The organism is Leptospira licerasiae serovar Varillal str. VAR 010, from assembly GCF_000244755.1.
GTDB classification, from domain to species: Bacteria; Spirochaetota; Leptospiria; order Leptospirales; family Leptospiraceae; genus Leptospira_B; species Leptospira_B licerasiae.
On sequence record NZ_AHOO02000003.1, the window covers coordinates 33,202 to 55,737 of the forward strand.

The 22,536-nt window shown below is 41.9% G+C and carries 23 protein-coding genes; 11 read left to right on the plus strand and 12 right to left on the minus strand.

Going from position 1 to position 22,536, the window contains the following annotated elements; all coding sequences use genetic code 11:
* Nucleotides 1–8: 8 nt before the first annotated feature.
* From LEP1GSC185_RS00245 to LEP1GSC185_RS00275, 7 genes are all read left to right on the plus strand, one after another.
* Nucleotides 9–3,377, plus strand: coding sequence for a methylmalonyl-CoA mutase family protein (locus tag LEP1GSC185_RS00245; protein ID WP_008591965.1), 3,369 nt, complete (start codon nt 9–11; stop codon nt 3,375–3,377).
* Nucleotides 3,378–3,458: 81 nt separating this feature from the next.
* A complete protein-coding gene (locus LEP1GSC185_RS00250) occupies nt 3,459–3,770 on the plus strand; it encodes a hypothetical protein (protein WP_008592011.1) in 312 nt (103 codons plus the stop codon).
* Nucleotides 3,767–4,213 (plus strand): LIC_11090 family protein, encoded by a 447-nt coding sequence (locus LEP1GSC185_RS00255; protein WP_008592008.1) that lies wholly within the window; start codon nt 3,767–3,769, stop codon nt 4,211–4,213. Before LEP1GSC185_RS00250 ends, LEP1GSC185_RS00255 begins: the two co-directional genes overlap by 4 nt.
* 97 nt (nt 4,214–4,310) lie before the next feature.
* Nucleotides 4,311–5,231: an MbnP family copper-binding protein gene (locus LEP1GSC185_RS00260; protein ID WP_008591982.1), complete on the plus strand. Its 921-nt coding sequence runs from the start codon at nt 4,311–4,313 to the stop codon at nt 5,229–5,231.
* A 48-nt stretch (nt 5,232–5,279) separates the two neighbouring features.
* Nucleotides 5,280–6,428 (plus strand): methanobactin export MATE transporter MbnM, encoded by a 1,149-nt coding sequence (locus LEP1GSC185_RS00265; protein ID WP_008592007.1) that lies wholly within the window; start codon nt 5,280–5,282, stop codon nt 6,426–6,428.
* A gap of 14 nt (nt 6,429–6,442) precedes the next feature.
* The gene (locus tag LEP1GSC185_RS00270; RefSeq protein WP_232298448.1) at nt 6,443–7,309 is read left to right on the plus strand and encodes a hypothetical protein; all 867 of its coding nucleotides are present in this window, start codon (nt 6,443–6,445) and stop codon (nt 7,307–7,309) included.
* Nucleotides 7,300–8,337: an LIC11086 family outer membrane transporter gene (locus tag LEP1GSC185_RS00275; protein ID WP_008591980.1), complete on the plus strand. Its 1,038-nt coding sequence runs from the start codon at nt 7,300–7,302 to the stop codon at nt 8,335–8,337. Before LEP1GSC185_RS00270 ends, LEP1GSC185_RS00275 begins: the two co-directional genes overlap by 10 nt.
* 251 nt (nt 8,338–8,588) lie before the next feature.
* Here LEP1GSC185_RS00275 and LEP1GSC185_RS00280 read toward each other — a convergent pair whose 3' ends face one another.
* Nucleotides 8,589–8,873 carry an LIC_11321 family protein gene (locus LEP1GSC185_RS00280; RefSeq protein WP_008591928.1) on the minus strand — a complete coding sequence of 95 codons (285 nt, stop codon included), beginning with the start codon at nt 8,871–8,873 and terminating at the stop codon, nt 8,589–8,591.
* Between the two features lie 142 nt (nt 8,874–9,015).
* Here LEP1GSC185_RS00280 and LEP1GSC185_RS00285 point away from each other — a divergent pair, with 142 nt between their 5' ends.
* A complete protein-coding gene (locus LEP1GSC185_RS00285; RefSeq protein WP_008591958.1) occupies nt 9,016–10,014 on the plus strand; it encodes an LA_0442/LA_0875 N-terminal domain-containing protein in 999 nt (332 codons plus the stop codon).
* On the opposite strand, the gene LEP1GSC185_RS00290 is transcribed toward LEP1GSC185_RS00285, so the two are convergent.
* The 3 genes from LEP1GSC185_RS00290 to LEP1GSC185_RS00300 form a co-directional block, all read right to left on the minus strand.
* Nucleotides 10,011–10,991 carry a cysteine synthase A gene (locus LEP1GSC185_RS00290; RefSeq protein ID WP_008592026.1) on the minus strand — a complete coding sequence of 327 codons (981 nt, stop codon included), beginning with the start codon at nt 10,989–10,991 and terminating at the stop codon, nt 10,011–10,013. The two genes, LEP1GSC185_RS00285 and LEP1GSC185_RS00290, sit on opposite strands and share 4 nt — an antisense overlap.
* Nucleotides 10,992–11,152: 161 nt before the next feature.
* Nucleotides 11,153–12,208, minus strand: coding sequence for a class I fructose-bisphosphate aldolase (locus LEP1GSC185_RS00295; RefSeq protein ID WP_008591974.1), 1,056 nt, complete (start codon nt 12,206–12,208; stop codon nt 11,153–11,155).
* A gap of 117 nt (nt 12,209–12,325) precedes the next feature.
* Nucleotides 12,326–13,819, minus strand: coding sequence for an ATP-binding response regulator (locus tag LEP1GSC185_RS00300; protein WP_008591950.1), 1,494 nt, complete (start codon nt 13,817–13,819; stop codon nt 12,326–12,328).
* A gap of 348 nt (nt 13,820–14,167) precedes the next feature.
* On the opposite strand from LEP1GSC185_RS00300, the gene LEP1GSC185_RS00305 reads away from it, so the two are divergent.
* From LEP1GSC185_RS00305 to LEP1GSC185_RS00310, 3 genes are all read left to right on the plus strand, one after another.
* The gene (locus tag LEP1GSC185_RS00305) at nt 14,168–14,608 is read left to right on the plus strand and encodes a CBS domain-containing protein (protein ID WP_008591997.1); all 441 of its coding nucleotides are present in this window, start codon (nt 14,168–14,170) and stop codon (nt 14,606–14,608) included.
* Between the two features lie 251 nt (nt 14,609–14,859).
* Nucleotides 14,860–15,036, plus strand: coding sequence for a hypothetical protein (locus LEP1GSC185_RS19980; RefSeq protein WP_008592025.1), 177 nt, complete (start codon nt 14,860–14,862; stop codon nt 15,034–15,036).
* Nucleotides 15,033–15,545 carry an LIC_12238 family plasminogen-binding lipoprotein gene (locus LEP1GSC185_RS00310; RefSeq protein WP_008591935.1) on the plus strand — a complete coding sequence of 171 codons (513 nt, stop codon included), beginning with the start codon at nt 15,033–15,035 and terminating at the stop codon, nt 15,543–15,545. The genes LEP1GSC185_RS19980 and LEP1GSC185_RS00310 overlap by 4 nt, the downstream gene beginning before the upstream one ends.
* A 29-nt stretch (nt 15,546–15,574) precedes the next feature.
* Here LEP1GSC185_RS00310 and LEP1GSC185_RS00315 read toward each other — a convergent pair whose 3' ends face one another.
* The 8 genes from LEP1GSC185_RS00315 to LEP1GSC185_RS00350 all read right to left on the minus strand — a co-directional run bounded on the left by LEP1GSC185_RS00315 (nt 15,575) and on the right by LEP1GSC185_RS00350 (nt 22,528).
* On the minus strand, nt 15,575–17,515 hold the full coding sequence (locus LEP1GSC185_RS00315; RefSeq protein WP_008591955.1) for a tetratricopeptide repeat protein: 1,941 nt from the start codon (nt 17,513–17,515) through the stop codon (nt 15,575–15,577).
* Complete coding sequence (locus LEP1GSC185_RS00320; RefSeq protein ID WP_008591961.1) at nt 17,512–17,976, minus strand: chemotaxis protein CheW; 465 nt, start codon at nt 17,974–17,976, stop codon at nt 17,512–17,514. The genes LEP1GSC185_RS00315 and LEP1GSC185_RS00320 overlap by 4 nt, the downstream gene beginning before the upstream one ends.
* A gap of 9 nt (nt 17,977–17,985) precedes the next feature.
* Nucleotides 17,986–18,717: a hypothetical protein gene (locus LEP1GSC185_RS00325; protein WP_008591933.1), complete on the minus strand. Its 732-nt coding sequence runs from the start codon at nt 18,715–18,717 to the stop codon at nt 17,986–17,988.
* A gap of 281 nt (nt 18,718–18,998) precedes the next feature.
* Nucleotides 18,999–20,060 (minus strand): mannose-1-phosphate guanylyltransferase, encoded by a 1,062-nt coding sequence (locus tag LEP1GSC185_RS00330; RefSeq protein ID WP_008595975.1) that lies wholly within the window; start codon nt 20,058–20,060, stop codon nt 18,999–19,001.
* The gene (locus tag LEP1GSC185_RS00335) at nt 20,061–20,936 is read right to left on the minus strand and encodes a hypothetical protein (RefSeq protein WP_008592029.1); all 876 of its coding nucleotides are present in this window, start codon (nt 20,934–20,936) and stop codon (nt 20,061–20,063) included.
* Nucleotides 20,937–21,188, minus strand: a complete 252-nt coding sequence (gene hfq, locus LEP1GSC185_RS00340; protein WP_008592014.1) for an RNA chaperone Hfq — start codon at nt 21,186–21,188, stop codon at nt 20,937–20,939.
* Between the two features lie 6 nt (nt 21,189–21,194).
* Entirely contained in the window at nt 21,195–22,076 is an 882-nt protein-coding gene (gene miaA / locus LEP1GSC185_RS00345; protein WP_024864125.1) for a tRNA (adenosine(37)-N6)-dimethylallyltransferase MiaA, read from the minus strand.
* Between the two features lie 20 nt (nt 22,077–22,096).
* Entirely contained in the window at nt 22,097–22,528 is a 432-nt protein-coding gene (locus LEP1GSC185_RS00350) for an FYDLN acid domain-containing protein (RefSeq protein WP_008591999.1), read from the minus strand.
* Nucleotides 22,529–22,536: the final 8 nt, after the last annotated feature.

Consider the following 22,536-nt stretch of genomic DNA (forward strand, 5'->3'; position numbering starts at 1 on the left):
AGAATATAATGGAACCAGAAGTTTATATCCCCCATAATAAATTAAAATTCGTGACGGCAGCTTCACTTTTTGACGGCCATGACGCTTCCATCAATATCATGAGAAGAATACTCCAATCCTCCGGAGCAGAAGTGGTTCATTTAGGGCATAATCGATCTGTACATGAAATTGTAGATTGTGCGATCCAGGAAGACGTGCAAGGCATTGCAGTCACAAGTTACCAAGGAGGTCACGTAGAATATTTCAAATACATGATAGACCTTTTGAAAGAAAAAGGAAGTTCTCATATCAAGGTATTTGGTGGAGGCGGAGGGACTATCCTTCCGTCTGAAATACAGGAGTTAGAAGCCTACGGAGTTTCTAAAATATATTCTCCGGATGATGGGCGTTCATTGGGTCTCCAAGGGATGATCAATGATCTATTACAAAAATCAGATTTTATTCCGCCTCATAGATTTAACGGAAATCTTTTCTCGGAGATCCGCAAAAAAAATCCGATCGCGATCGCAGAATCCATTTCCTTGGTGGAATCTTCCGAAAATGGATCCCACAAGATCGAACCTGGAAAATTGGATTTTCCGATCTCTAAAAAAACTATTCCGATCTTAGGGATCACCGGGACCGGAGGAGCAGGAAAATCCTCTCTTACTGACGAACTCGTCAGAAGATTTATCCATGATTTCGAAGACAAAACGATAGCTATTATATCTGTAGATCCTTCTAAAAGAAAAACCGGAGGCGCACTCTTAGGAGATAGAATACGTATGAATTCCATCTCTCATCCTAGAGTGTATATGAGATCTTTTGCAACTAGAGAAGCAAACATAGCTTTGAACCGAAATGTCAAAAAAAGTTTGGACGTTCTCAGAAGTTCAGAATTCGATTTAGTAATCGTAGAAACGGCAGGGATCGGGCAAAGCGATTCTGAGATTACGGAAGTATCCGATCTTTCTCTTTATGTAATGACTCCCGAATTCGGCGCGGCTACACAGCTGGAAAAGATCGATATGATCGATTACGCGGATCTAATCGCTGTCAATAAGTGCGACAAAAGAGGAGCGTTAGACGCGATCAGAGATGTTCAAAAACAATTCCAAAGATCCAGGAAATTATTCGATTCCCCTCCCGAAAAAATGCCTGTCTTCGGGACAATCGCTTCTCAATTCAATGATCCAGGAACGAACAATCTATACGTTGCACTCATCGATTCTTTGAATAAAAAATTCAATCTTGGATGGAAATCCAATTTTGTTTCCAGTTCCGAGACTAGCCAAAAGATCCATATCATTCCACCCGATAGACAAAGATATTTGGCGGAAATCGCGGAAGAATGTGAAAAATACGAGAACTTCGTCAAAAAAGAATCCGAAACCGCAGAAGTCTTATACAGGATCAAAGGTACGATCGACGTATTAAAGGAAAGAGGTAAAAACGTTTCCGACCTGGAAGAAGAATATTCCAAAAGGGAAGCACAGCTCCATCCTGATACTAGAAAGATCCTAAAAGAATGGGATTCTAAATTAGAAAAATATTCCGGAGAATATTTCACATATACCGTCAGAGACAAAGAGATCAAGGTAGAGAATTTCACAAAATCATTAAGTAATCTGAATATCCCTAAGGTTTCAGTACCAAAATTCCGCAACTGGGGAGAGATCGTAAAATGGTCCTATACTGAGAATTTCCCGGGAGAATTCCCTTTTGCTGCGGGAGTATTCCCTTTCAAAAGAACGGGAGAAGATCCGACACGCATGTTCGCCGGAGAAGGCGGACCGGAAAGAACAAACGCAAGATTCCATTATGTTAGCCACGGAATGCCGGCACATCGTTTGAGTACCGCATTCGACTCAGTCACTTTATATGGAGAAGACCCAGGGCTTCGTCCCGATATTTACGGCAAAATCGGTAATTCCGGAGTAAGCATCGCAACTTTAGACGACGCTAAAAAACTTTATTCAGGCTTTGATCTCTGTAGTCCGAGCACTTCCGTGTCCATGACGATCAACGGACCGGCTCCGATGCTTCTATCCTTCTTCTTAAATACTGCAATCGACCAGACCTGCGAGAAATACATCCGCGCAGAAGGAAAAGTGGAAGAGGCAAAATCCAAACTTGCGGAGATCTATTCCAAAAAAGGAGTTCCAATCCCTCAATACAAGGGAGAGATCCCTAAAGGAAACGACGGTCTTGGTCTTCTTCTTTTAGGGACCACTGGAGATAAGATACTTCCTAAAGAAGTTTATGAAAAGTTAAAGAAGGAGACTCTTTCTTCCGTTCGCGGCACAGTTCAAGCGGATATTCTAAAAGAAGACCAGGCGCAGAACACTTGTATCTTCTCCACCGAATTCGCGCTAAAACTGATGGGAGATATCCAAGAATATTTTATCTGGAATAAGGTCCGAAACTTTTATTCCGTTTCCATCTCAGGGTATCATATCGCGGAAGCGGGAGCAAACCCTATCACCCAAGTTGCTTTCACTCTCGCAAACGGATTTACTTTTGTGGAATATTATCTTTCTAGAGGTATGAAGATAGACGATTTCGCTCCGAATCTTTCTTTCTTCTTCTCCAACGGGATCGATCCTGAATATGCCGTGATAGGTAGAGTGGCACGTAAGATCTGGGCCAAGAGTATGAAGTATAAATACAGCGGATCGGAACGTTCTCAGATGTTAAAATACCATATACAGACTTCCGGTCGCTCTTTACATGCGCAAGAGATAGCGTTCAACGATATTAGGACCACCTTACAAGCGTTATATGCAATTTACGATAATTGTAATAGTTTGCATACGAACGCTTACGACGAAGCGATCACCACTCCTACGGAAGAATCCGTGAGAAGAGCGATGGCAATCCAGCTCATTATCAACAGAGAGCTAGGCCTTGCTAAAAATGAGAATCCTTTGCAAGGTTCCTTCATCATAGATGATCTTTCCGATCTTGTAGAAGAAGCGATCTTGTCCGAGTTCAGACGTATTTCAGAAAGGGGCGGTGTTCTTGGTGCAATGGAAAGAATGTACCAAAGAAATAAGATCCAAGAAGAATCGCTCGAGTATGAACACAAAAAACATACCGGAGAGATCCCTGTGATCGGTGTGAACACTTTCTTAGGAAAAGACGGATCTCCAACAATCCTTCCGGAAGAAGTGATCCGTTCTACAGAGGATGAGAAAAAAGCACAGATCCGCGAATTGGAGGCATTCCAATTCAGGAACCAAGAAGATTCCTCTAACGCTCTGAAAAAACTCCAGGCGGCCTGTCTTTCAGGAGAGAACGGATTCGAGGCTTTGGTAGAAGCCGGAAAGGTTTGTTCATTGGGACAAATGACACATTCTCTTTATGAAGTGGGCGGCCAATACAGAAGAAGTATGTGATCGATTAGTGATACAAATCAATTCAGGGGACCTTTTTTTGTTTCCCTTAGGGTTTCAAAGTAGAAAATTTGGTCCAAGGCCATGACTTCTTCTGCAATCCAGTTTACAGAGACACATGTATACGCGGAAAAAAAACGCTTTAGAGTCGTTTTCGTGCGAAACGTATGTTCTGTCGAAACGGAAGAAATCGGCTTAATCCTGCAAAAGATCCAAGAAATCCAACCGAATCTTGTGGAGCTGGATCTTGGAAACGTAGTCGCCATCCCTTCTCTCATCCTGAATCGGATCCTAAAACTTTTGGCGGAACTAAAATCTAAAGGAGTCCCGGTGGAAATCAAAACCAGCGAAGGACTCAAAACCGTCTTGAATCGACTGAAAATCTCCCTACAATGAAAACGATTTCTATCATTCTGACCCAATGTTTCCTATTCCAAAGTTTGGTATTCGGAAGCGGTTGGTTCTGCGGAATGCTCGCCGGAGAGATTAAACTTTGTCATTGTAATCACGGAAGCCAAAAAGAAAAACACTCAGACTCGGAAGATTCAAGATTCTCTTCTAAACTTGCCGATGCGGGAGAAGATCATAAAGAGCATAAGTCTTCTTCCCTACCCGATTGTCATTCCGCTAAGTCGGGAGAAGTCCATAAATGTGCCTGTAAAAAAGCAAAAGACAAGGCCTCTTATTTAAGCGGAACTATCTGCACTCAATTTTTTACTTATTCTAAATTAGAAAACATCGCTCCCCAGGCTCTTGGTTCGGAACTTCTGAGTCGCATACAAGAAGCTTCCGGAGTGTTTGTTTCTTTCGAACTCGAAAGACCCCCTCGATTCTCCTAAACATTTTCTAAACCTCGAACGAGGAAGCATAGGATAGCTGTATCCTCATGCATATACGAAAAAACGGAAAGTATAACACTTTCCTCAGGAGAATATTATGAAATTATTATGTAGTCATATTGTTTTAATTATTTTGATCCTTTTTGCATTCAATTGCGACGGATCTTCCAACCAAAACCTGGCTCTTTTGGCATTAGCAATACAAAACCAACCAGGGATAGAATTCAAAGCAGTCGTCGGAGATAGCGACGCAACCTGCGGAGGGGATATTACCGGACATGGAGAAAGCCATTCTAGTTCCGTCACGATCCAACACGTTGCAGGAGTGATGCCGATCGGACTCAAGGATCTTAGATTTTACGTATCCGAATTCGAATTGGTGGATCAGAACGATAATGTAATTACTTTAGATGTTCCTAATACTGGAGATTGGCAGTATGCAGGAGTTGCACTTTTGGATTTCGAAAACGGAAAAGGAAGCTGCAGCGGAACAACAGAAACTAATAATTTTGTCCAAGCTTCCGTGGAGAATAAAACTTATAAAACTCTCAGATTCACCTTGGGAGTTCCGGAAAATTTAAATCATATCGATTATAGTGTGGCTCCTTCCCCTCTCAATGTCTCAGGACTTGCCTGGAGTTGGACCATGGGTTATAGATTTTTCGTAGGAGAGTTTCTATCCAACGATCCCGCAACACTCGGAAATGCGGCGGTTTTACATATGGGTTCTGCCGGTTGTTCCGAATCCGCCGGAGTTTATACATGTACAAATTCGAATCGAGCCAAGATAGAATTAACTCCAACTGAAGGATTTAATCCGTTTACTCAAAAGGTACAATTTGACCTGAAAAAAGCCGTGACCGGCTGGGATATCAGCACTGGGAGTAAATCCTGTCATTCGATGGGAGCAATGGACAGCTCGACCTGTTCCTTAGTATATCCGAATTTCGGTTTGGATTATTCCACAGGAAATGCCGGATCGGCGGCTCAGACAGTATTTGGGATCGTCTCCAAATAAAAACTAAAACGATGGTTTCGGTCTACCCGACCGAAACCGGAGTATATTATGAATCGACTTATTACGTTTTCTTTATTCTTCCTTCTTCTTTTTCAATGTTCACAATTGGGTTTGGAGAAGGAAAAAAATTCCGGATCGGAAGGCTTATTGTTACTCTTAGGCACAGGCGCTTCCGAAGGAACTCCTTATACTTGGGATCTTCCCGCAGGATTTCCCATACCAAAAGTTCCGAGTGATAATCCTATCACCTTGGAAAAGGTAGAGTTAGGAAGATTTTTGTTTTATGACACAAGGTTGTCCGAAAATGAAACCCAGTCCTGCGGAAGCTGCCATAAGCAAGAGAATGCGTTCACAGACGGACTAACTGTTTCTGTAGGTTCTACAGGACAATCCCATCCAAGAAACGCACAACATCTTTCCAACGTAGTCTATAATCTCAGACAAACATGGGCAAATCCGCTTCTTAAAAAATTAGAAGATCAGGCAAGAGTTCCTATGTTCGGGGACAATCCAGTGGAATTAGGAATGAAAGACAGGGAAGATCTTTTGTTGGAAAGATTGGAGAACGACCCGGATTACGTTCTTAAATTTAAAGCCGCCTTTCCGAATGATCAAAACCCTTTTAGTATATTGAATATTACGAAAGCTTTGTCCAGTTTTCAGAGGACATTAATCTCCGGAAATTCCGCTTATGATAGATACCAGGCGGGAGACTTATCCTCTCTGAGCGCTTCCGCCATTCGAGGAAAGAATCTATTTTTCGGAGAAAGAGCGGAATGTTTCCACTGCCATGGAGGTTTCAATTTTACGGATACGATCCTACATACCGGAACAGTATTCGAGGAAGTAACATTTCATAATAACGGATTGGATTCTTCCAGATTCGTAAGTCCTAACGGTGGATTGTACGAATTCACTACTAAGGAATCGGATCGCGGAAAATTCAGAGCGCCTTCTTTACGTAACGTAGAATTGACGGCGCCTTACATGCATGACGGTTCCATTCCGGATCTATTATCTGTGATCAATCATTATGTGAATGGTGGAACTGGAGACGGAACTACCAACTCAAACAGGGACGTTTTTGTAAGAAGTTTCTCATTAAGTGAATCCGAAAAACAGGACTTAGTGGAATTCCTAAAAAGCCTGACCGACACGGAATTTACGACCAACCCTAAATTCCAGGATCCCTTCTAAAATTTTAGATAAATATGATGAAGAATAGAATAAAATTCGAATATATCTTACTTTTCCTTGTGTCCTTCCAGGCATGCGCCTACGGGACCCTAGGAAATTCCACGGAAGAAAGATCCACAGAGCTTCAGGCGCTCTTCCGTATCATGGACGAAAGAAGAGCGATCATTTCTCCCTGGTTGTATTACTCGGACGACCAAGGAGATTCAGACATTGGTTCTTTTTTGTTAAATGGAAATACTTACCAGATACAACTCACGGAAAACGAAGTCGTCTTGGAGAGTATTTCCATGCTGTTCAAGGCGCCTGAAAATTCTTTTTCAGTTTCCTCCTCTTCAGCGGATGATAAATACCATGTATTCCATTCGGGCGGTTCGGAAACTCCTACAACTGGAACCGGTTCCTACTCTAAAAAATACGGGATCAAAGGAAGTTTTTCTCCCGGAGATATTTCGATCTCCGATTTTAATGCCTTAACCGGACCTGTAAAAAAACAAAGTTTATCCCCTTTTCCTTCCGTACCGTATGGGACCTTGGAACATATTTACGGAGAATTTTCGGACCTTCTTCTTACATTCCAAATATTTAATGGATCTACCACAAAAACGGTCCATGTAGAATTAAGAGAGGCTGAATTTCAAGTAGAAGCCTCCTGTGATTTAGAGATCCCCTACAAAAAGAATGTTCCATTCTCCATCGGATTCAGGACGGACGGTTTACTCTCCCAAAGAGCAGGATCTTCCTTTTCGATCTTAGATGCGATCTTTGCGCTCTCTGGTTCGGAGATTACAATTAACGATTTCCAAAATACTACAATTTACTCCGAAATCCTGGAGAACCTGGATACAAGCGGTCAGGTCATGGTATTATATTCATGTTTCTAATATTCCAAAAACATTTACTTCTTACTTTTATCAGAGTTCTGGCCTTTTTCTTTTTTGTCTTTTTAGGCGGTGAAATTTTTGCCCACCACGCGGGAGAAGGCCAAAATATGATCTCTTCCACAAGATTCGTGGATCCTTTTACGGGAAAAAGAGAAAAACCTTCCGATTATTTTTTGATCACCCAGGACTTCCAAAAAGGAACGATCGATAATTCCAATCTACATACGACCACGGTGTTCGGTGAGTTTAATTTCGCAGGAGGCAAATTCGCGGCAAATTTCAGCGCTCCATGGACCTATTACGAGCAAAAGGACAGAAGCGATGCGGCACGTTACGGCAAGGCATTCGTAGGAGCTAAATGGAATCCTTTGATCGATACAGGCTGGCCATTCTTCGTAATTTTGGAAGGAAGACTTGGTTTTCCTTCCGGAGGAGATACCGATAAATTTGCAGGTGGAGATTATTATTCAGGCATTGCAAATCTTACCTTAGGCGCCACATGGAAACAGTTCTTATTCGTGCTGAGAGGTTCCGGAATTTTTCCCCTTTCTAAGGACCATGCGAATCTGGATACTCAGTCAGGTCTTCCCTATTGGGCCCAAAGTTCCACCTCGTCTACACAGAACACGGAAGAACATCCCGAGATCCAAAAGATCACCCAATGGTTTGCATATGTAACTTATTTTTGGACAAAGGATTTTAGCGTCTTCGGCGGAGTATTATACAGAACTCCTTATGTAAACGTGATCGGCGGTGGCAGCCTTTTGGAAGAAGATTCAGAAACTCAGAAAAAATTCCCGAAAGCGTTCAAAGAAGCTAGTTTAGGTTTTAATTATACTCTTACCAAAGGTACCTATCTTACAATTGCCGGTCGGCTTCCTCTGATTAGAGATCCTGAGATCCGACTTTATGATTATGCGATCACGACCTCTATTTCTTTTGAACTCCCTGAATGGAGAGAATCATCTAAAAAATCGGAAAAGGAAGCCGAAGAATTCGAATCGGAAGATGATTTGGAGAAGAAGTAATTTCGCAGGCAGAGGTTTCGCACAGAGCACGCGGAGAACACAGAGGTTTTTCTCACACAGAGGCGCTAAGTCGCAGAGGGGTTTTCACAGAGAGTTTCGTTCAGACAAGTTGGAGAGTTTTTTTGTGAGGTAGGAACTCCAACATCGCAAAATTAAGATCTACTACAGCCCTCCATGCCTTTATGACTCTGTGTGAAAACTCTCCTTGGACTCGGTGGTCTGTGCGCGAAAATATGTTTTATTATAAAATTCTAATCCCAAAGAGATTGGAAGCAGAGTGCGGAATTTTTTTCGAAACTTTGGAAGCCTGACTTGGCAACACATTCTTCCTCTGTGCTTGGAAAATAGTCGATTCCTCCTCCTTCGTATTTGATCCTGCAGCATCCCTGCACCTTAGAAGGTTTTTCTTTTTTAGGCGCAGTCTCTTGGTTCTTGGTATCCTTAGGAGGTTCAGGCGAAACTCCCGATACGGAGGTAACGATCGAACAGAGATAACAAAAGGCAAAAACCAAGATCAGAGTTCGAAAATTCATCATAGCTATTTTATCTCCAGAATTACTTTACAAGGCAAGGAAAAATCCTCGGTTACAAAAAGCGAAGTCAAGTTTTTACGTTGACTCGGCGGCCTTACCAAGGTGACAAAGAGAGAAAAGTTCAAAAGACCGAATAGGAATTCGAATGAAACATCTCCGCTTAATTCTAACTGGACCTAAGTCCTTATCAATATCCGTTATCTTCCTTACGATCGCATTCAGCCAAGCTTCGGCGGAAACGATCCTTTTGAAAAACGGTGAAAAAACCTATGGAACTGTAATCGATCAATCTACAGATACCGTTACAATCCTAAAAGAAACCAAAAGACAGACCTTGGCCAAGTCCCAGATCTTAAAGATCATCTTCAAGGATATCAAAGACGAGGCGGAACTTGCAAAATTATTCGAGACTGAAAAAAAGAAGCTGAACAAAGACGGTAAGAAGCCTGAAAAAGAAGAACAATTAGATACCATTCTTCTGGAACAAATGATCAAGGAGAACAGCTATAAGGCGGTCCAAAAACGTTTGGCATTAATTGAGAAGTATATAGACGAACAAGATTCTAGTTGGGAAGAATATATTTCCGCCAACAGAAATCCTTGGGAGCCTGTTTGGAAGTCCGCAATCCTTCCTGGTTGGGGACTTTCCACAATGAAACATGATAATTATGCGAGAGGTTATCAGATAGCGATCGGTCTTTCCATAATTGTCGCGATAGGCGGAAGCCAAGCTGCAACGGAACAACATAATAAGGCGGAGAATCGACTGAGCAAAATTTTATTCGAAGACCCAGTCACCTATGCGCAGATCCAAGGTTCCGGAATTACAGGAGCTTCAGTTATAGTGACTAAACTGCAATCGGATAGTATTTCGGAATACAATTCCTTCAAGAGTAAGGAGAACCAATACGAAACGTATAGTAGAACCGGACTTTATATGGGTGTAGGTTTGTATTTAGTCCAATTGGCTCAGAGCTATTTTTTGGGACAAAAATGGGCGACTCATAATATTATCCAAACTCCGTCCGGAGAAGCAGTGAAAGAAGGATTCAATTTTAAAAGTAATTATATGCCTATTGCTGCAGGAGGCGCGAGCAATCTTTGGGAATATCGCACCGACCTGAGATATGTGAGCACTTTTTAAACTTCCGGAATAGAGTAACCTTTCGATTTCAACCAGTCCTGGTCATATAACCTGGACTGGTATCTTGCACCGCTGTCTGCAAGAACCGTAACTATGGTATGCCCAGGTCCTAATTCTTTTGCAAGTTTTACTGCAGCGCCCACATTAATCCCGCTCGAACCTCCCACAAACAATCCATCCTTGCGTAAAAGTGTATAAATAAACTCTAAACATTCCGCATCCGTGACTCTGATCGCATCGTCAAACGGAGCGTCTTTCATATTCTCCGTAATCCTTCCGTTACCGATCCCTTCAGTGAAGGAATTTCCTTCAGAAGTAAGCTCTCCCTTCTTTACAAAATTATAAATTGCCGATCCGTAAGGTTCAGCTGCTATCGTTTTGATCTTTGGATTTTTTTCTTTTAAGAACATCGCCGTCCCGCTGAATGTTCCTCCCGTTCCTAAGGATGCAAGCCAAGCGTCCACTTTCCCGCCTGTTTGTCTCCAGATCTCAGGTCCTGTAGTATGATAATGCGCCAAACGATTTGCCACATTATCGAATTGATTTGCCCAAATCGCATTCGGAATTTCTTCCGCGATACGAGCGGAAACTTTTACATAGTTTCCCGGATCTTTGTAAGGTACTGCAGGAACTGTTCTTACTTCCGCACCTAGAGTCTTAAGTAAATCTATTTTTTCTTTGGATTGTGTATCCGGGATCACGATCAGACATTTGTATCCCTTTGCGTTACATATGTGCACAAGACCTATCCCGGTATTTCCTGCGGTGCCTTCGACCACAGTGCCACCCGGCTTTAAGAGTCCCTTCTTCTCCGCCTCTTCAATGATAAATAATGCAGCCCTGTCTTTTACGGATCCTCCAGGATTTAAGAATTCCGCTTTTCCTAAAATTTCACATCCTGTCAGATTCGAATAATAATTTAAACGGATCAAAGGAGTGTTCCCAATCGCCTCTGCAAAACCTTTTTTGATCTCCATAAGAGCCTCTTTATTATACTATTTTAATATGTCCCAATAAAAAAAGGAAAGCAAATCCACTTTCGTGGATCCGCTTTCCCCCCTCGAATTTTTCCGATTTTGTTTTTTATTCCGGAAAAATAATCTATGTTTCGAACAGTTAGTTATACACTTCTGCGGGCTTAAGCGATTGTTACATCCTTAGACAAATATACGTCTTGGATCGCGTTTAACAATGCAACTCCGTCTTTCATAGGCTTTTGGAATGCCTTCCTTCCGGAGATTAGTCCCATTCCGCCGGCTCTCTTATTGATAACTGCAGCTTTTACTGCATCACCCAGGTCATTGGAACCGGAAGGTCCGCCTGAGTTGATCAAACCGATTTTACCCATATAGCAGTTTGCAACTTGGTATCTTGCCATATCGATCGGATGATCGGAAGAAAGATCGGTATACATCTTATCGTCTTTTTTGCCGAATTTCAGATCTTTGAATCCGCCTAAGTTAGTTTCAGGCAATTTTTGTTTTACGATATCCGCCTGAATAGTAGCAGCCAAATGGTTTGCTTGTCCGGTTAAGTCGGTAGCGATATGATAATCGGTCTTATCGTTTTTGAATGCATCGTTCCGAAGGTAGGCCCAAAGAATGGTTACGAGTCCTAACTCATGAGCTCTGTGGAAAGCTTCGGAGATCTCTTGGATCTGTCTGGAACTTTCGTCCGAACCGAAATAGATCGTAGCTCCTACGGCAGCAGCTCCCATATCGAATGCCTGCTCTACATTTGCAAAGAGGATCTGGTCGAATTTGTTCGGATAGCTTAGAAGTTCGTTATGATTGATCTTAACTACAAAAGGAATTTTGTGAGCGTATTTACGGGAAACTAATCCCAAAACCCCAAGAGTGGAAGCAACTGCGTTACATCCGCCTTCAATAGCAAGTTTTACGATATTCTCCGGATCGAAATATGCAGGGTTTTTAGCGAAAGAAGCACCCGCACTATGCTCAATCCCTTGGTCCACAGGAAGAATGGAAAGATATCCTGTTCCGGCAAGACGTCCTGTATTGTAGATGGATTGGAAATTTTTAAGAACAGAGTTATTTCTATCGGTCTTAGCAAAAATTTCGTCAATGTAATTCGGACCAGGGATGGTCAGGGTTTCCTTGGGGATGGTTTTAGAGACATGATTTAAGAGAGAATCCGCTTCCGCACCTAATGCGCTCTTGATTTTATCTAACATTCCAGTTATACCTATTGGTTTTATCGATCTGGTGACTAGTTTTGGGGCGAAGCCCAAAATTTCCATCGATTTTCGGCGAGAAATCCGAGGGGCAAAGCAAGACCTAAATCAAGATCCCTACTTAGTCTGAACCGGAAGGCGGATATGGAAATCTGTGCCTGAACTGGACTTTTGGACATCCAATTTTCCCTGATTGGATTGTATAATCCCGTAACAAACGGAAAGTCCCATCCCAATCCTAGAATCATCCGATTGTATCCTTTCGAAAGGTTGAAAAGCGTTCTCAGGGTCGAGTTCTCCGTTCAAGGTTCCGGAAAGTCGAATGTCCAAATACTTTTCTAAGTCCGTTTTAGCGGTTCCTAAACCTGCGCTAAAATGGATCTTACTTCCTTTCAGATCGGAGCCTACTCCATCCGCATAAAAATATAAAAGATAATATAATACTTCTTTAATTTGATTCTGCTTTAAGAATACATCCGGCAGATCGGAAGGAATGTTCTTAGAAATTTCCAGATTTTTGGATTTCAATAATTCGGAGATAATACCTTCTACCCCGGTTAAAATATCGTCCAATTTACACCAACTAGGTTCTTCATTATCCGAGCGGGAAAATAAGATCAAATTCCGGATAATGCCGGAGATCCTTTCTCCTTGTTCTATGATCACTCTAGCGTAATTTCGAATATCCGCGGGAAGATCCTTTTTATTCCGGATAATATTGCCGTAATTGATCACCCCCATAAGAGGGTTATTGATCTCATGAGCGATACCAGCTGCCAATTTCTGGATGGACTCCAATCTTTTTTCGGACTGGATCACCTTCTCCATTTCCGAGATCCTTTTTTCGGACACGGATAGAAGGTCCAATTCGGAGAAGGTGACGATACTTCCTACGATCCGATTTGCCTCGTCCCTAATCGGAGAAACCCTGAATCCTACTCGGATCTTTTTTTCATCTTTTCTAACTAGAACCGCAGGAATATATCTGAGATTATGACCTAAATTATCCGGATGTTCCCCGGAACCGATTTGGGTCTGGATAAAAGAAAGGACAACGTCTCCAGGTTTTCCGAGAGCCTCTTCCAAGGTCCAGCCTGTGAGCTCCTCCGCAGAATGATTCAGGAATATAATATTTCCCTCTGCATCCAGTGAAACTGCGCCTTCTGAAATACTTTGGATCACATTTTTAAATTCTTTGCCGCTCTCCTTAACGATTCCCAGACGTTTTTGTTGGCGAAGCGCGATCTCTATCGAAGACTTAAGTTGGTGGTTTTGGAAAGGTTTAGTGATATAAGCGTAAGTCGAAGCAGCATCCATCGCTCTCATGAATGTAGAGTCGTCGGTATACGCGGTCATAAAAACGATCGGAACGTCTTTGATCCTTTGTATATGTTGTGCAGTTTGTATCCCATCCATATCCCCTTCGATAGAGATATCCATGAGAACTAGATCTGGATCCGTTTCCTTAAAAATAGATTGGGCGTCCAGGCCATTGGCCGCAACTCCTGCAACCTTATAGCCTAAATTTTGGAGAGTCTTTTGGAGATTGAAAGATAAGAGCCACTCGTCCTCGACGATTAGAATATTCGGCTGTTCTGAAGAAGAACTCATGTTCGATAATAACATATTCCTGAAGTGGTAAAAACTGCGGCTCTTCCGTTATGCTCCCATGTTAGGAGCGAATTTGGAAATCTTTTTTTGGAATATAATTGTTTCCGCAAAATTTTCAAAACTTCTCCCTTGATCTATTGTACCATCTTGAAATCCAGGAATAAATCACTGAATTTTCCAAATTCGTATACAGTCCTATTTTAATGTTTTTTTCCGATTTTAGTCCTCATTTTTCCGCTCATTCGACTAAAAGAACCAAAAGCTTGTCATAGTTCCGACCTCTTTTTTCCAAAAAAAGTCCTTGAATCGAAGCTCCCTCAAAACTACACTTTGGGCCTAGAGGTAGCCATGCTGGTAAAAGATATCTTGGAAAAAAAGGACCGAAAGATCCTCTCGGTGGAACCCAGTACCACCGTTTGGGAAGCGATCCGATTTATGACCAAGTATGATATAGGTTCCGTGATAGTGCTCAAAGAAGGGAAACTCGCCGGTATATTTACAGAAAGGGATTTACTTCATTTCGCCTCCACAGATCGAGAAGCTGTATTTGATAAGACAGTGGCGGATTTGATGTCCACCACATTGACTACTATGCAACCGAACGACCAGGTGGATGAAGTTCTTACCATTATGCTAAAAAAAAGGATCCGGCACATGCCAATTCTGGATGGGAACAGATTGGTGGGGATCGTCTCTATTGGAGACGCAGTAAAAGCCAAAATCGCGAAAACGGAAGAAGAGAATAAAAACTTAAAAAATTATATATATAGCGAATCGGGATTTATCTGATCCTTTTTATTTCTTCTTCTGGACCGGGAGTCTCCCGTATCATCGAACCTTTTTGAAACGTATAGAAAAATGCCCCGCCTGGACTTTATCCAGGGGGCAAGTGGCTCACATTCGGGCATTCCCGTTAATCCCTAAAAGGTAATATCATTACCCAATCCTGCAACTCCGTTTTTTGGAAATCGGGTTGCCGGAATCACTTTTCCGGCAAGTATAGACTAAGGCGGCTATCGGAACCGGACCGAACTTAAGAGATGAAACTCCTTTTAATTATATTATTCGCATATTTAACGTATCGTTTTTTACAAAGACTCATGTTTCCCCAGCGGAACGAAAATTCCGGTTTCAGAGTAGTATTTCCTGACAGAGAATATCCTTCTAGAGAAAAAGACATTTCCGATAAGGGAAGAGTAGTAGAAAAGGGAGAATGATCCAAGGAATGAATATCCGGTTTTCCTATTTTATAATCTTATTATACTCCTTCTTCTTTTTTTCCTGTTTGGGAATGAGCGGAGAGTTCGGCTGGGCGTTGGTGGATGAGACCAAACAAAGTTTGTTGGAGAAAAAATTCACCACCGTTCAAGAATTCACTCTTACAAGAGAAAAGCTGATCTTCCCTACAAACAAAACATTAGTATATCTTTACAAATTTTCCAGAGTCCCAAATCCGGAAGCTGAGATCTATGTAAGTCTCAGTAGATTCCAAGTCGGATTTAACGAGATAGAAGTTAGACGCAAAAGACCGGAACTTTCCAGCTCCAGCATTACCGGAAGTTTTCAAGAATTGATCGCAGGTAAGTATTTAATCAAAGTCTCATATGACGGAGAAGTGATCGATCAAGTTGAATTCAGAGTAATAGAACCGGAAGAAAGAGAGGAAAAAGAATCAGGAGTGGATGACGTGGAAAAATACACTAAGGCAAAAAAGATTCTGAACTGAAAGATTAGAATGTCTTTTCAAAAATAGGATTAATACGTATCGCCGGAAAGTGGATCTCTTGGATAGGGATCTCTCTGCATTCCATCTTCTAATATCTTATTGATCCTTTCTATATTTTTCAAAGCCAAGTTGATCTCTGTCTGATTTCCGACTTTCAGGATCTCTTCGTTCATTCTTTTGGATTGACCATAATCCTTTTCGAACTCATACAATACGGATAATCTTTGCATCGCTCTCGGCCCTGGAGAGGCATCCAGCTTAGTGCGAATAATATCCATTTTTTCTTTGGATTCTTCCATCTCCAAACTTTTGAGCCTATATTGGGCCATGTCTTGGTCGTTTGTTCTTTCTAAGAGGCCTTTTTTTATCTGGAGTAATTCCTTTTTACCCAGGGAATATTTCTCCTCTTCCAATCTTAAATTTTCCCTAAGACGATCATATGCTTGGATGGATCTGATCAATTCTTCCTTTTCTTTAACAGGCTTTTTCTCGTATCTATATAGTTTAGAGATCCCTAAATAAGCCAAGACCTCCATACGGATCCTTTCTTGTGAATCTGGAAAAGATAGATCGGAAGCCGTCGCTTTTTCCTGCTCCCTAATCTTAAGCCAATCTTCGTAATATTTTTTGCCCGATTCTAGATTACCAAGTTTGCTTTCGAAAAAATTCCCCAGTTCAAACGCATAGATCCCCTTTTTTTTCGGATCAGGTTCCGCTAAGTAATATTTTTCGTAAAACTCAGCGGCTAAAACATACTGTTTAAGTTCAGTATGCAAAGATGCGATCGCTCGATATACGTAGGCAATCTCCGCGGGAGTTTTATTTTCTTTTAAAGCGAGCGCCAGATATTTTAAGAAGAAGTCTAGAGACTTGGCTTTTTTTCCCGAGGCCTTTAGCTCTTCTGCCAATGCCAAAACTATCTGGGAATGTTCCGGGTCTAAACGAAATGCCAACTCCAATAGTGCGGCATACGCAAAGAAGTCCGTATTTCTTTTATAATCGAATAGAACGAAGATCCCCTGCCCGCTCACAGAGGTTTTATTGACTACTTTTAGTCTTTCCTTGTTCTCGTTCTCCGAATCTTTTACGAATTTCGCCAAAGTAAAAACTGTGTCTGCGTCTTCTCTGGACTTTCTTTTGAAAAACGGATAATAGTTATTCTCGAAGGAATCCTTATAAGTATTTGCGGCTCTTTTTAGAGAATCATCCGCATTTTTTACATCTTGTTTTGCAAGAGTTATATCGTTTGCGGTAACTTTGCGAGCGTTACTAGGAGGATTGGATTCGAAGATCAGATCTTTTTCCCTCGCGGAAGCAGCTTCTAAAAGATGGACCCTATCTTTTGCCTTCTCCAGATCTAAATTCGCTTTATCTAATTCTTTCTTGGCCTTTGCATGTTGTCTGGCCCTTTCCACTTCGTTCGTATCGTATAATTCCCTCAGCCTTTCTTCTTTGGAGAACGATTCTTCCGTATGGGAAAAATCCCTGTATCTGAGTGCGGCCAAGGCTTCTTCCAATGCTTTGAAGTTCTGCTTCTTCTTGGAATATTCTTGGCTGAGTAACCAATGTAATTCGAATAGGATGGGAGAATCACGGAGTTGTTGCCCCCCCGTGATCTTACCTAACATTTTCAGGATCAGTAAACGAAGAGTATTGCGGTCCGTTTTTTCCGTAAAAATACGACCCAATCTTCTTTCTTCTTCCGTTCTTTTAGGATCTACGAATTGAGCGTAGTACGGATCTAAAACCTGACGGATGGATGTAATCGGATCGGAAGCAGTGTCGGAAGAATTAAGTAAGTTCTCCTTTAATGTCCGGAGAGTAGCTGGAGGGATTACCTCATGAGGAAGTTTATAAATACCTGCAGGATCTAATCTTTGGTCCTGCTCATCCGCCTCGGTTCGGACGTTTACCCCTAACCCAAAGACGATCAGGAGTAATACGCCCAGTATCAGGCGGGTTTGTTTCATTTCGCTCCGGCACCCAACTCCGCTAATTCTTCCGATCCAAGGATTTTTTCGATATCGATCAGGATGATGAATCTATCGTCCTTTTTACCGACCCCGGTGATATAACGGGAGGAAATTCCTTTGATAGAAGGAGGAGGAGGATTTATCGTTTCAGGCGGAAAGAGCGCTACGTTAGCTACCTTGTCTACTATGATACCGACGGATTCTCCGCCGATCTTTACCACGATTGCACGGTCATAACCCTGCTCGTGAGAATGGGGAATATTGAGTTTCACACCTAGGTCCACCATCTTCACTACTTTGCCGCGGATATCCATGATACCTGCGAAGTAGTTTTTGGATCTGGGAACCTTAACCAGGTTATGGATCTTGATGATTTCATCCACAAGAACGATTGGAAGAGCGTATTCTTCCTCTCCCAAGCTAAATAGAATGTACTGGTGTTCGATTTCGGCGGACATTCCCCCTCCTTAGAAACGGGTGAATCCGTAGTAATAAAAATACGATCCGGAACCTAGAAAGATTACAACTTTCGAGAAAAGCGGATCGCGTTTCCTCAGTATCCAGTCCAATCCGCCAAAAAGCAAACCGAAAACGCCGAGCGAAAATCCGAGTAAATAAAAATCCATGTATGCATACCAGATCCCCAACGCAGATATAAGACCTAAGGAATAGTCCTGCAGATCTCCCCATATCCTTCTCTTGATCCTGGTCCATAAGGGCTCTTTTTTCTCCCTTTGGAAAAATCTTTTCCAGGACCTTGGGTTCCGATCTATTCCGAAAATATGATCGTACTTGGTGGAAACTTCCCAAGGTTTAGGAGTTCTTCTCTCCGGTCCTCCAAGAGGTTCGGGAGAAACTCCGTATGCCCCTCCCAAAATCTGTAGGGCATCCTTGTCAGGAAGAGAAGATAATAAGTCTCTAAAAGGTGCAAATCTGGAATAAAGAGGATAGGATCTGCCGGTGGTTAGATCGGTCTCCTTTTGGATGGATCCATCTCGGATAGTGGAAACATAAATACGGCCATTCTCCCCTGCCGCTTCCAAAGTGAGCCTGATCTTACGATCGTGAAAATGAAAGTCGGCTTGGAGAATATCTCCATCCGGAGTTTTAGCTTGGTAGGATTTCGTATATCCTTTAGCTGGAGGAAACTCAGGTTTCCACCAACGTCTTAATAAAGAATAGTCCTGAAAGGAGGCCATACAGCAACATGATCGGCCATTTTCTAATTTTGCTTTAGGCTTTGATAGTTGCTAATTCCGAGTCGGGAGAGATCCCGATCGAGGGGTGGGCGAAAAAGACCGGGTCTTCGATTCGATTTCCCGGTCTTTCAGATATCAAAATGGTATCTTATTTGCCTTTCTTCTTATGACGATTCTGTCTTCTTTTTTTCTTCCTCTTATGAGTCGCGATCTTTCTTCGCTTTCTTTTTTTACCGGAAGGCATTCGGTTCTCCTGATTCTGTTCCTAACCTGCCAGGAAATTATTCGGTATACTTTTGTAAACCTTTATTTTTACGGATCTCGGCTACCATATTCTTGATATCACCTATCCCTTCTTTGGAAGCGATGAAAAGAACGTCTTCCTCTTCGACCACTACGATGTCTTGCACTCCTAGTAGTGCTGTGAATTCTTTCCTAGTCTGAGTGACGTTGTTTCCTGATTTATAAAATAGAATTTCTTTACCGATATGACGATTGCCCTGATTATCTCCAGGCAATACTCTTTCTAGAGAAAGCCAAGAGCCGACATCGTCCCAAGAAAAACTTGCCTCTACCATTCTTATACGAGCGCTCTTTTCCATGATCGCAATATCGACCGGCTCGGAAGGTAGAAGTTTGAATGCTTCTCCCAGATCGCCCATCTTCTTAAATGGAAATCTATCTTTAAGAGGTTTTAAGATCTTAGGAGAATGTTTTTCGAATTCGTCCAGGATCAGACTCGTTTTCCAAAGAAAGATACCCGGATTCCAATAGAAGTTTGATTTTTTAATATACTTGATCGCAGTTTTTACGTCCGGCTTTTCGAAGAATGATTTTACTTCGAATCCGTGTTTGGTCGGTTTTCCTGCGGAAATATAACCGTAACCTACTTCCGGACGATTCGGTTTGATACCTAGTAGAACTAAATGTTCATCCGCTTCTTTCAAAGCTTTTTGGATACTCTTAGCAAATTCTTTTTCGGAGTTCACCCAAGCATCTGCGGACAGTACGACCTGGACCGGATCTCCGAACTTCTCCTGAAAGTATAAAGAAGCGAGAGCTATGATTGGTGCGGTGTTTTTTCCTTCGGGTTCTATGATAAAATTATTCTCTGGGAAACTTCTTTCCTGAGCTAGGATCGCTTTTTTTAAAGTAGCGTTTGTTCCGATAAAAACCCTGTCAGGACTTGTGATCGTATAAGCCCGATTCAATGTCTCTTTTAAAAGAGTATTTTTAGAATATACTTTCTGGAGTTGTTTAGGAGTGGAAACTCTGGATCTTGGCCAGAATCTTTCTCCTTTTCCCCCCGCCATAATGAGTACTACGGGTTTGTCTTGTGTCATTTATTCCACCTCTTTGGGTTTGGGGGCGGACTTTTTCTTACTCAAAGATTTAGGATCTCCAAAAACGTTATCGGAAGGAAGAAGTAGGACATCTACATTCTCCCCGATATTATCGTATAGAAGGAACTCTTTCATATCCGGATTCTTCTTTAAGAAATCCTTATATTGTTCCCATTTCTTTTTGGAAACTGCAAGTTTTGCTTCTTCTTGTATAGAGTAAAATTCCGCCTTTTTTAAGGCTTCTATTCTTTCTAACTTTTTAGCCAAAATATAGTTAGGATTACGGAATATATTCGCGATGAGTATCGGGTCCGGAATATCCAGACTGATGATGCGAACCGATTCTATCTTAAGCCAAGGAACTTCGCTTGCGAGGATCCTCACGATATCGTTCCTTAGAAAAGAAGAGATAGAATCTTTGTTTAAGTTTATATTTTTCTCATCCTCTATCCCTGCCCTGAGTTTGGACTGAAAGATATTGGAAAGATATTTTGCTCTACCTTGGTCCGTCTTTCCTCCGGAGAGAAAAAACTTTTTGGATCCTTCTTCCTCTAAGTGGAATGATAGATCTAATTTTGCTGTGATCTTACCTTCCTCCGATTTTTCCGAAAATAATCCGGAAGAAAGATCATGGTGGATAGTAAGCTCTAAAGCTAAAGAGTTTAAGGATTCTTTTCGAACGGACTTTTCCCAGAACTGGAACACGCTTGGCTCATAGGCAAAACCTGGACCACGAACAAAGGAAACTAACTTGGAATCTTGTTCCCAGACAAGCAAGGCCTCTCCTTCTTTTATAAAATAAAGCGGATAGGATACCAGTAGGACCCCCGCTACTATAAATAGAATGAAAAGTGCCCGGCCTATCTTTCGGAACATTTAGGCGGAAGGAGCTTCTTTAGCGGCTTCTTCTGTATAAAGTTTGATTACTTTAGAAGGAATGATCGTCGAGATCGCGTGTTTGTACACCAAACTCTGCTTATTTTCCTGCTCAAGGACTATAGTGAAATTATCAAAACTTACCACTTTCCCTTTTAGAGGAACTCCGTTTAGAAGATAGATGGTCAATTCTAGTTTTTCTTTTCTAGCCGTGTTGAGCAGTTGGTCCTGTATATTATTTTTAGCAGACATAGATTTTTATCCGTTTATTTTTTTTATCTTTTCGTACGCTTCTTTCGGATGGATCGGTTCCAATAACTTTTGTTTTCGGAACCAAGTAATCTGACGTTTGGCGTAGTTCCTATGGGACTGGCTTAAATTCCCAAAGAATGTCTCAAGATTGGACGTTCCTTTAATATTTTCAAGCGCGAAATTATAACCTAAGGACTGAAGACCAGGACAATCTTCCCCGTATTTATCTGCGACCATTTTCGCTTCTTCCGCCATTCCGGATTCTATCATTTTTTTGGCCCTGGAATCGATCCTTTCGTACAATTCTTTTCGATCCAGATCTAAGAAGAAGGCCCCAAGTATATTCAAATTTTTGGAAATTAGGGCGCCCTTCCCCTCTTCCACTTTTAGTTCGGACCATAGAGTTCCCATCCAATTCACTTCCAAGGCTCTTCCGTATCTGTAGTTGTCGTTCGGAAAGATTTTTTGGAGAGATTTTGGATCCAACTTTTGGAGCTCTTGGATCCGTTCTTCCATGCTCAAGGACTCCACTTTCAGTTTTATTTCTTCGCTGATTTTTGGGACAGGAAACATTCCATACAAAAAAGCATTCAAATAGAAGCCGGTCCCCGCAGTTAAAACAGGTATTTTACCTCTGGAAAGTATATCATCCAAAGCTTCTTCTGCCATTGTCACAAATTTTGCAGCGTCTATGGACTGAGAGGGAGAAAGAAATGAAACAAGATGGTGGGGAATTTTTTCGCAGTCTTCCTGACTTGGGGCTGCGGTTCCGATACTTAGCTCTTTATAGATCTGTCTGGAATCGAAGGAAATAATTTCAAAACGAGAAGGGTCCAGTTCTCTCACCAGAGCCGTTTTTCCGGCCCCGGTGGGAGCGGTGATGATCAGAATGGAACGAAAAGGGGGAATTATTCCTCCTCCTCTTCCTCGTCTTCTTCCTCTTCAAGAGGTTCTTCCACAATACCTTCTTCTTCTTCGAAGCCTACTTCTGCATCGTAGTCGAGGTTTTCTTCTGGAAACTCTTCTTCTTCCACTCTAGGACGGACCCTGGATTTGGAAGGAGGACGTTTACTTTGATCGGCTCCGCATTTAGGGCAGATTTTTACTTCTTTGTTTAGATCGTAGAATTTGGTTCCACAAGTATGACAGGTGAATTTTTTGCCCAGAGGATTGAGGGAAGATTTAGATGCAGAAGACTTTTTAGTCCCTGCAGGTTTGCTTGTGCTAGCAACTTCCTTCTTTTTTGCCGGAGGAGTTTTTTTCTTAGGAGCGCTTTTTTTCACCGGAGGTTTGGACTTCGGTGCAGCTTTTTTCTTCGCCGTTTTCTTAGCTGTTGCCATCGGAATTG

Bases quoted from the DNA above. Each gene is read 5' to 3' on its own strand.
- LEP1GSC185_RS00290 (WP_008592026.1), bottom strand. From the start codon at position 10,991: ATGGAGATCAAAAAAGGTTTTGCAGAGGCGATTGGGAACACTCCTTTG.
- LEP1GSC185_RS00275 (WP_008591980.1), top strand. From the start codon at position 7,300: ATGTTTCTAATATTCCAAAAACATTTACTTCTTACTTTTATCAGAGTT.
- LEP1GSC185_RS00320 (WP_008591961.1), bottom strand. From the start codon at position 17,976: ATGTCCGCCGAAATCGAACACCAGTACATTCTATTTAGCTTGGGAGAG.
- LEP1GSC185_RS00260 (WP_008591982.1), top strand. From the start codon at position 4,311: ATGAAATTATTATGTAGTCATATTGTTTTAATTATTTTGATCCTTTTT.
- LEP1GSC185_RS00350 (WP_008591999.1), bottom strand. From the start codon at position 22,528: ATGGCAACAGCTAAGAAAACGGCGAAGAAAAAAGCTGCACCGAAGTCC.
- LEP1GSC185_RS00305 (WP_008591997.1), top strand. From the start codon at position 14,168: ATGCTGGTAAAAGATATCTTGGAAAAAAAGGACCGAAAGATCCTCTCG.
- LEP1GSC185_RS00300 (WP_008591950.1), bottom strand. From the start codon at position 13,819: ATGAGTTCTTCTTCAGAACAGCCGAATATTCTAATCGTCGAGGACGAG.
- LEP1GSC185_RS00245 (WP_008591965.1), top strand. From the start codon at position 9: ATGGAACCAGAAGTTTATATCCCCCATAATAAATTAAAATTCGTGACG.
- LEP1GSC185_RS00250 (WP_008592011.1), top strand. From the start codon at position 3,459: ATGACTTCTTCTGCAATCCAGTTTACAGAGACACATGTATACGCGGAA.
- LEP1GSC185_RS00265 (WP_008592007.1), top strand. From the start codon at position 5,280: ATGAATCGACTTATTACGTTTTCTTTATTCTTCCTTCTTCTTTTTCAA.
- LEP1GSC185_RS00330 (WP_008595975.1), bottom strand. From the start codon at position 20,060: ATGACACAAGACAAACCCGTAGTACTCATTATGGCGGGGGGAAAAGGA.
- LEP1GSC185_RS19980 (WP_008592025.1), top strand. From the start codon at position 14,860: ATGAAACTCCTTTTAATTATATTATTCGCATATTTAACGTATCGTTTT.
- LEP1GSC185_RS00285 (WP_008591958.1), top strand. From the start codon at position 9,016: ATGAAACATCTCCGCTTAATTCTAACTGGACCTAAGTCCTTATCAATA.
- LEP1GSC185_RS00280 (WP_008591928.1), bottom strand. From the start codon at position 8,873: ATGATGAATTTTCGAACTCTGATCTTGGTTTTTGCCTTTTGTTATCTC.
- LEP1GSC185_RS00315 (WP_008591955.1), bottom strand. From the start codon at position 17,515: ATGAAACAAACCCGCCTGATACTGGGCGTATTACTCCTGATCGTCTTT.
- LEP1GSC185_RS00295 (WP_008591974.1), bottom strand. From the start codon at position 12,208: ATGTTAGATAAAATCAAGAGCGCATTAGGTGCGGAAGCGGATTCTCTC.
- LEP1GSC185_RS00255 (WP_008592008.1), top strand. From the start codon at position 3,767: ATGAAAACGATTTCTATCATTCTGACCCAATGTTTCCTATTCCAAAGT.
- LEP1GSC185_RS00335 (WP_008592029.1), bottom strand. From the start codon at position 20,936: ATGTTCCGAAAGATAGGCCGGGCACTTTTCATTCTATTTATAGTAGCG.
- LEP1GSC185_RS00325 (WP_008591933.1), bottom strand. From the start codon at position 18,717: ATGGCCTCCTTTCAGGACTATTCTTTATTAAGACGTTGGTGGAAACCT.
- hfq (WP_008592014.1), bottom strand. From the start codon at position 21,188: ATGTCTGCTAAAAATAATATACAGGACCAACTGCTCAACACGGCTAGA.
- LEP1GSC185_RS00270 (WP_232298448.1), top strand. From the start codon at position 6,443: ATGATGAAGAATAGAATAAAATTCGAATATATCTTACTTTTCCTTGTG.
- LEP1GSC185_RS00310 (WP_008591935.1), top strand. From the start codon at position 15,033: ATGATCCAAGGAATGAATATCCGGTTTTCCTATTTTATAATCTTATTA.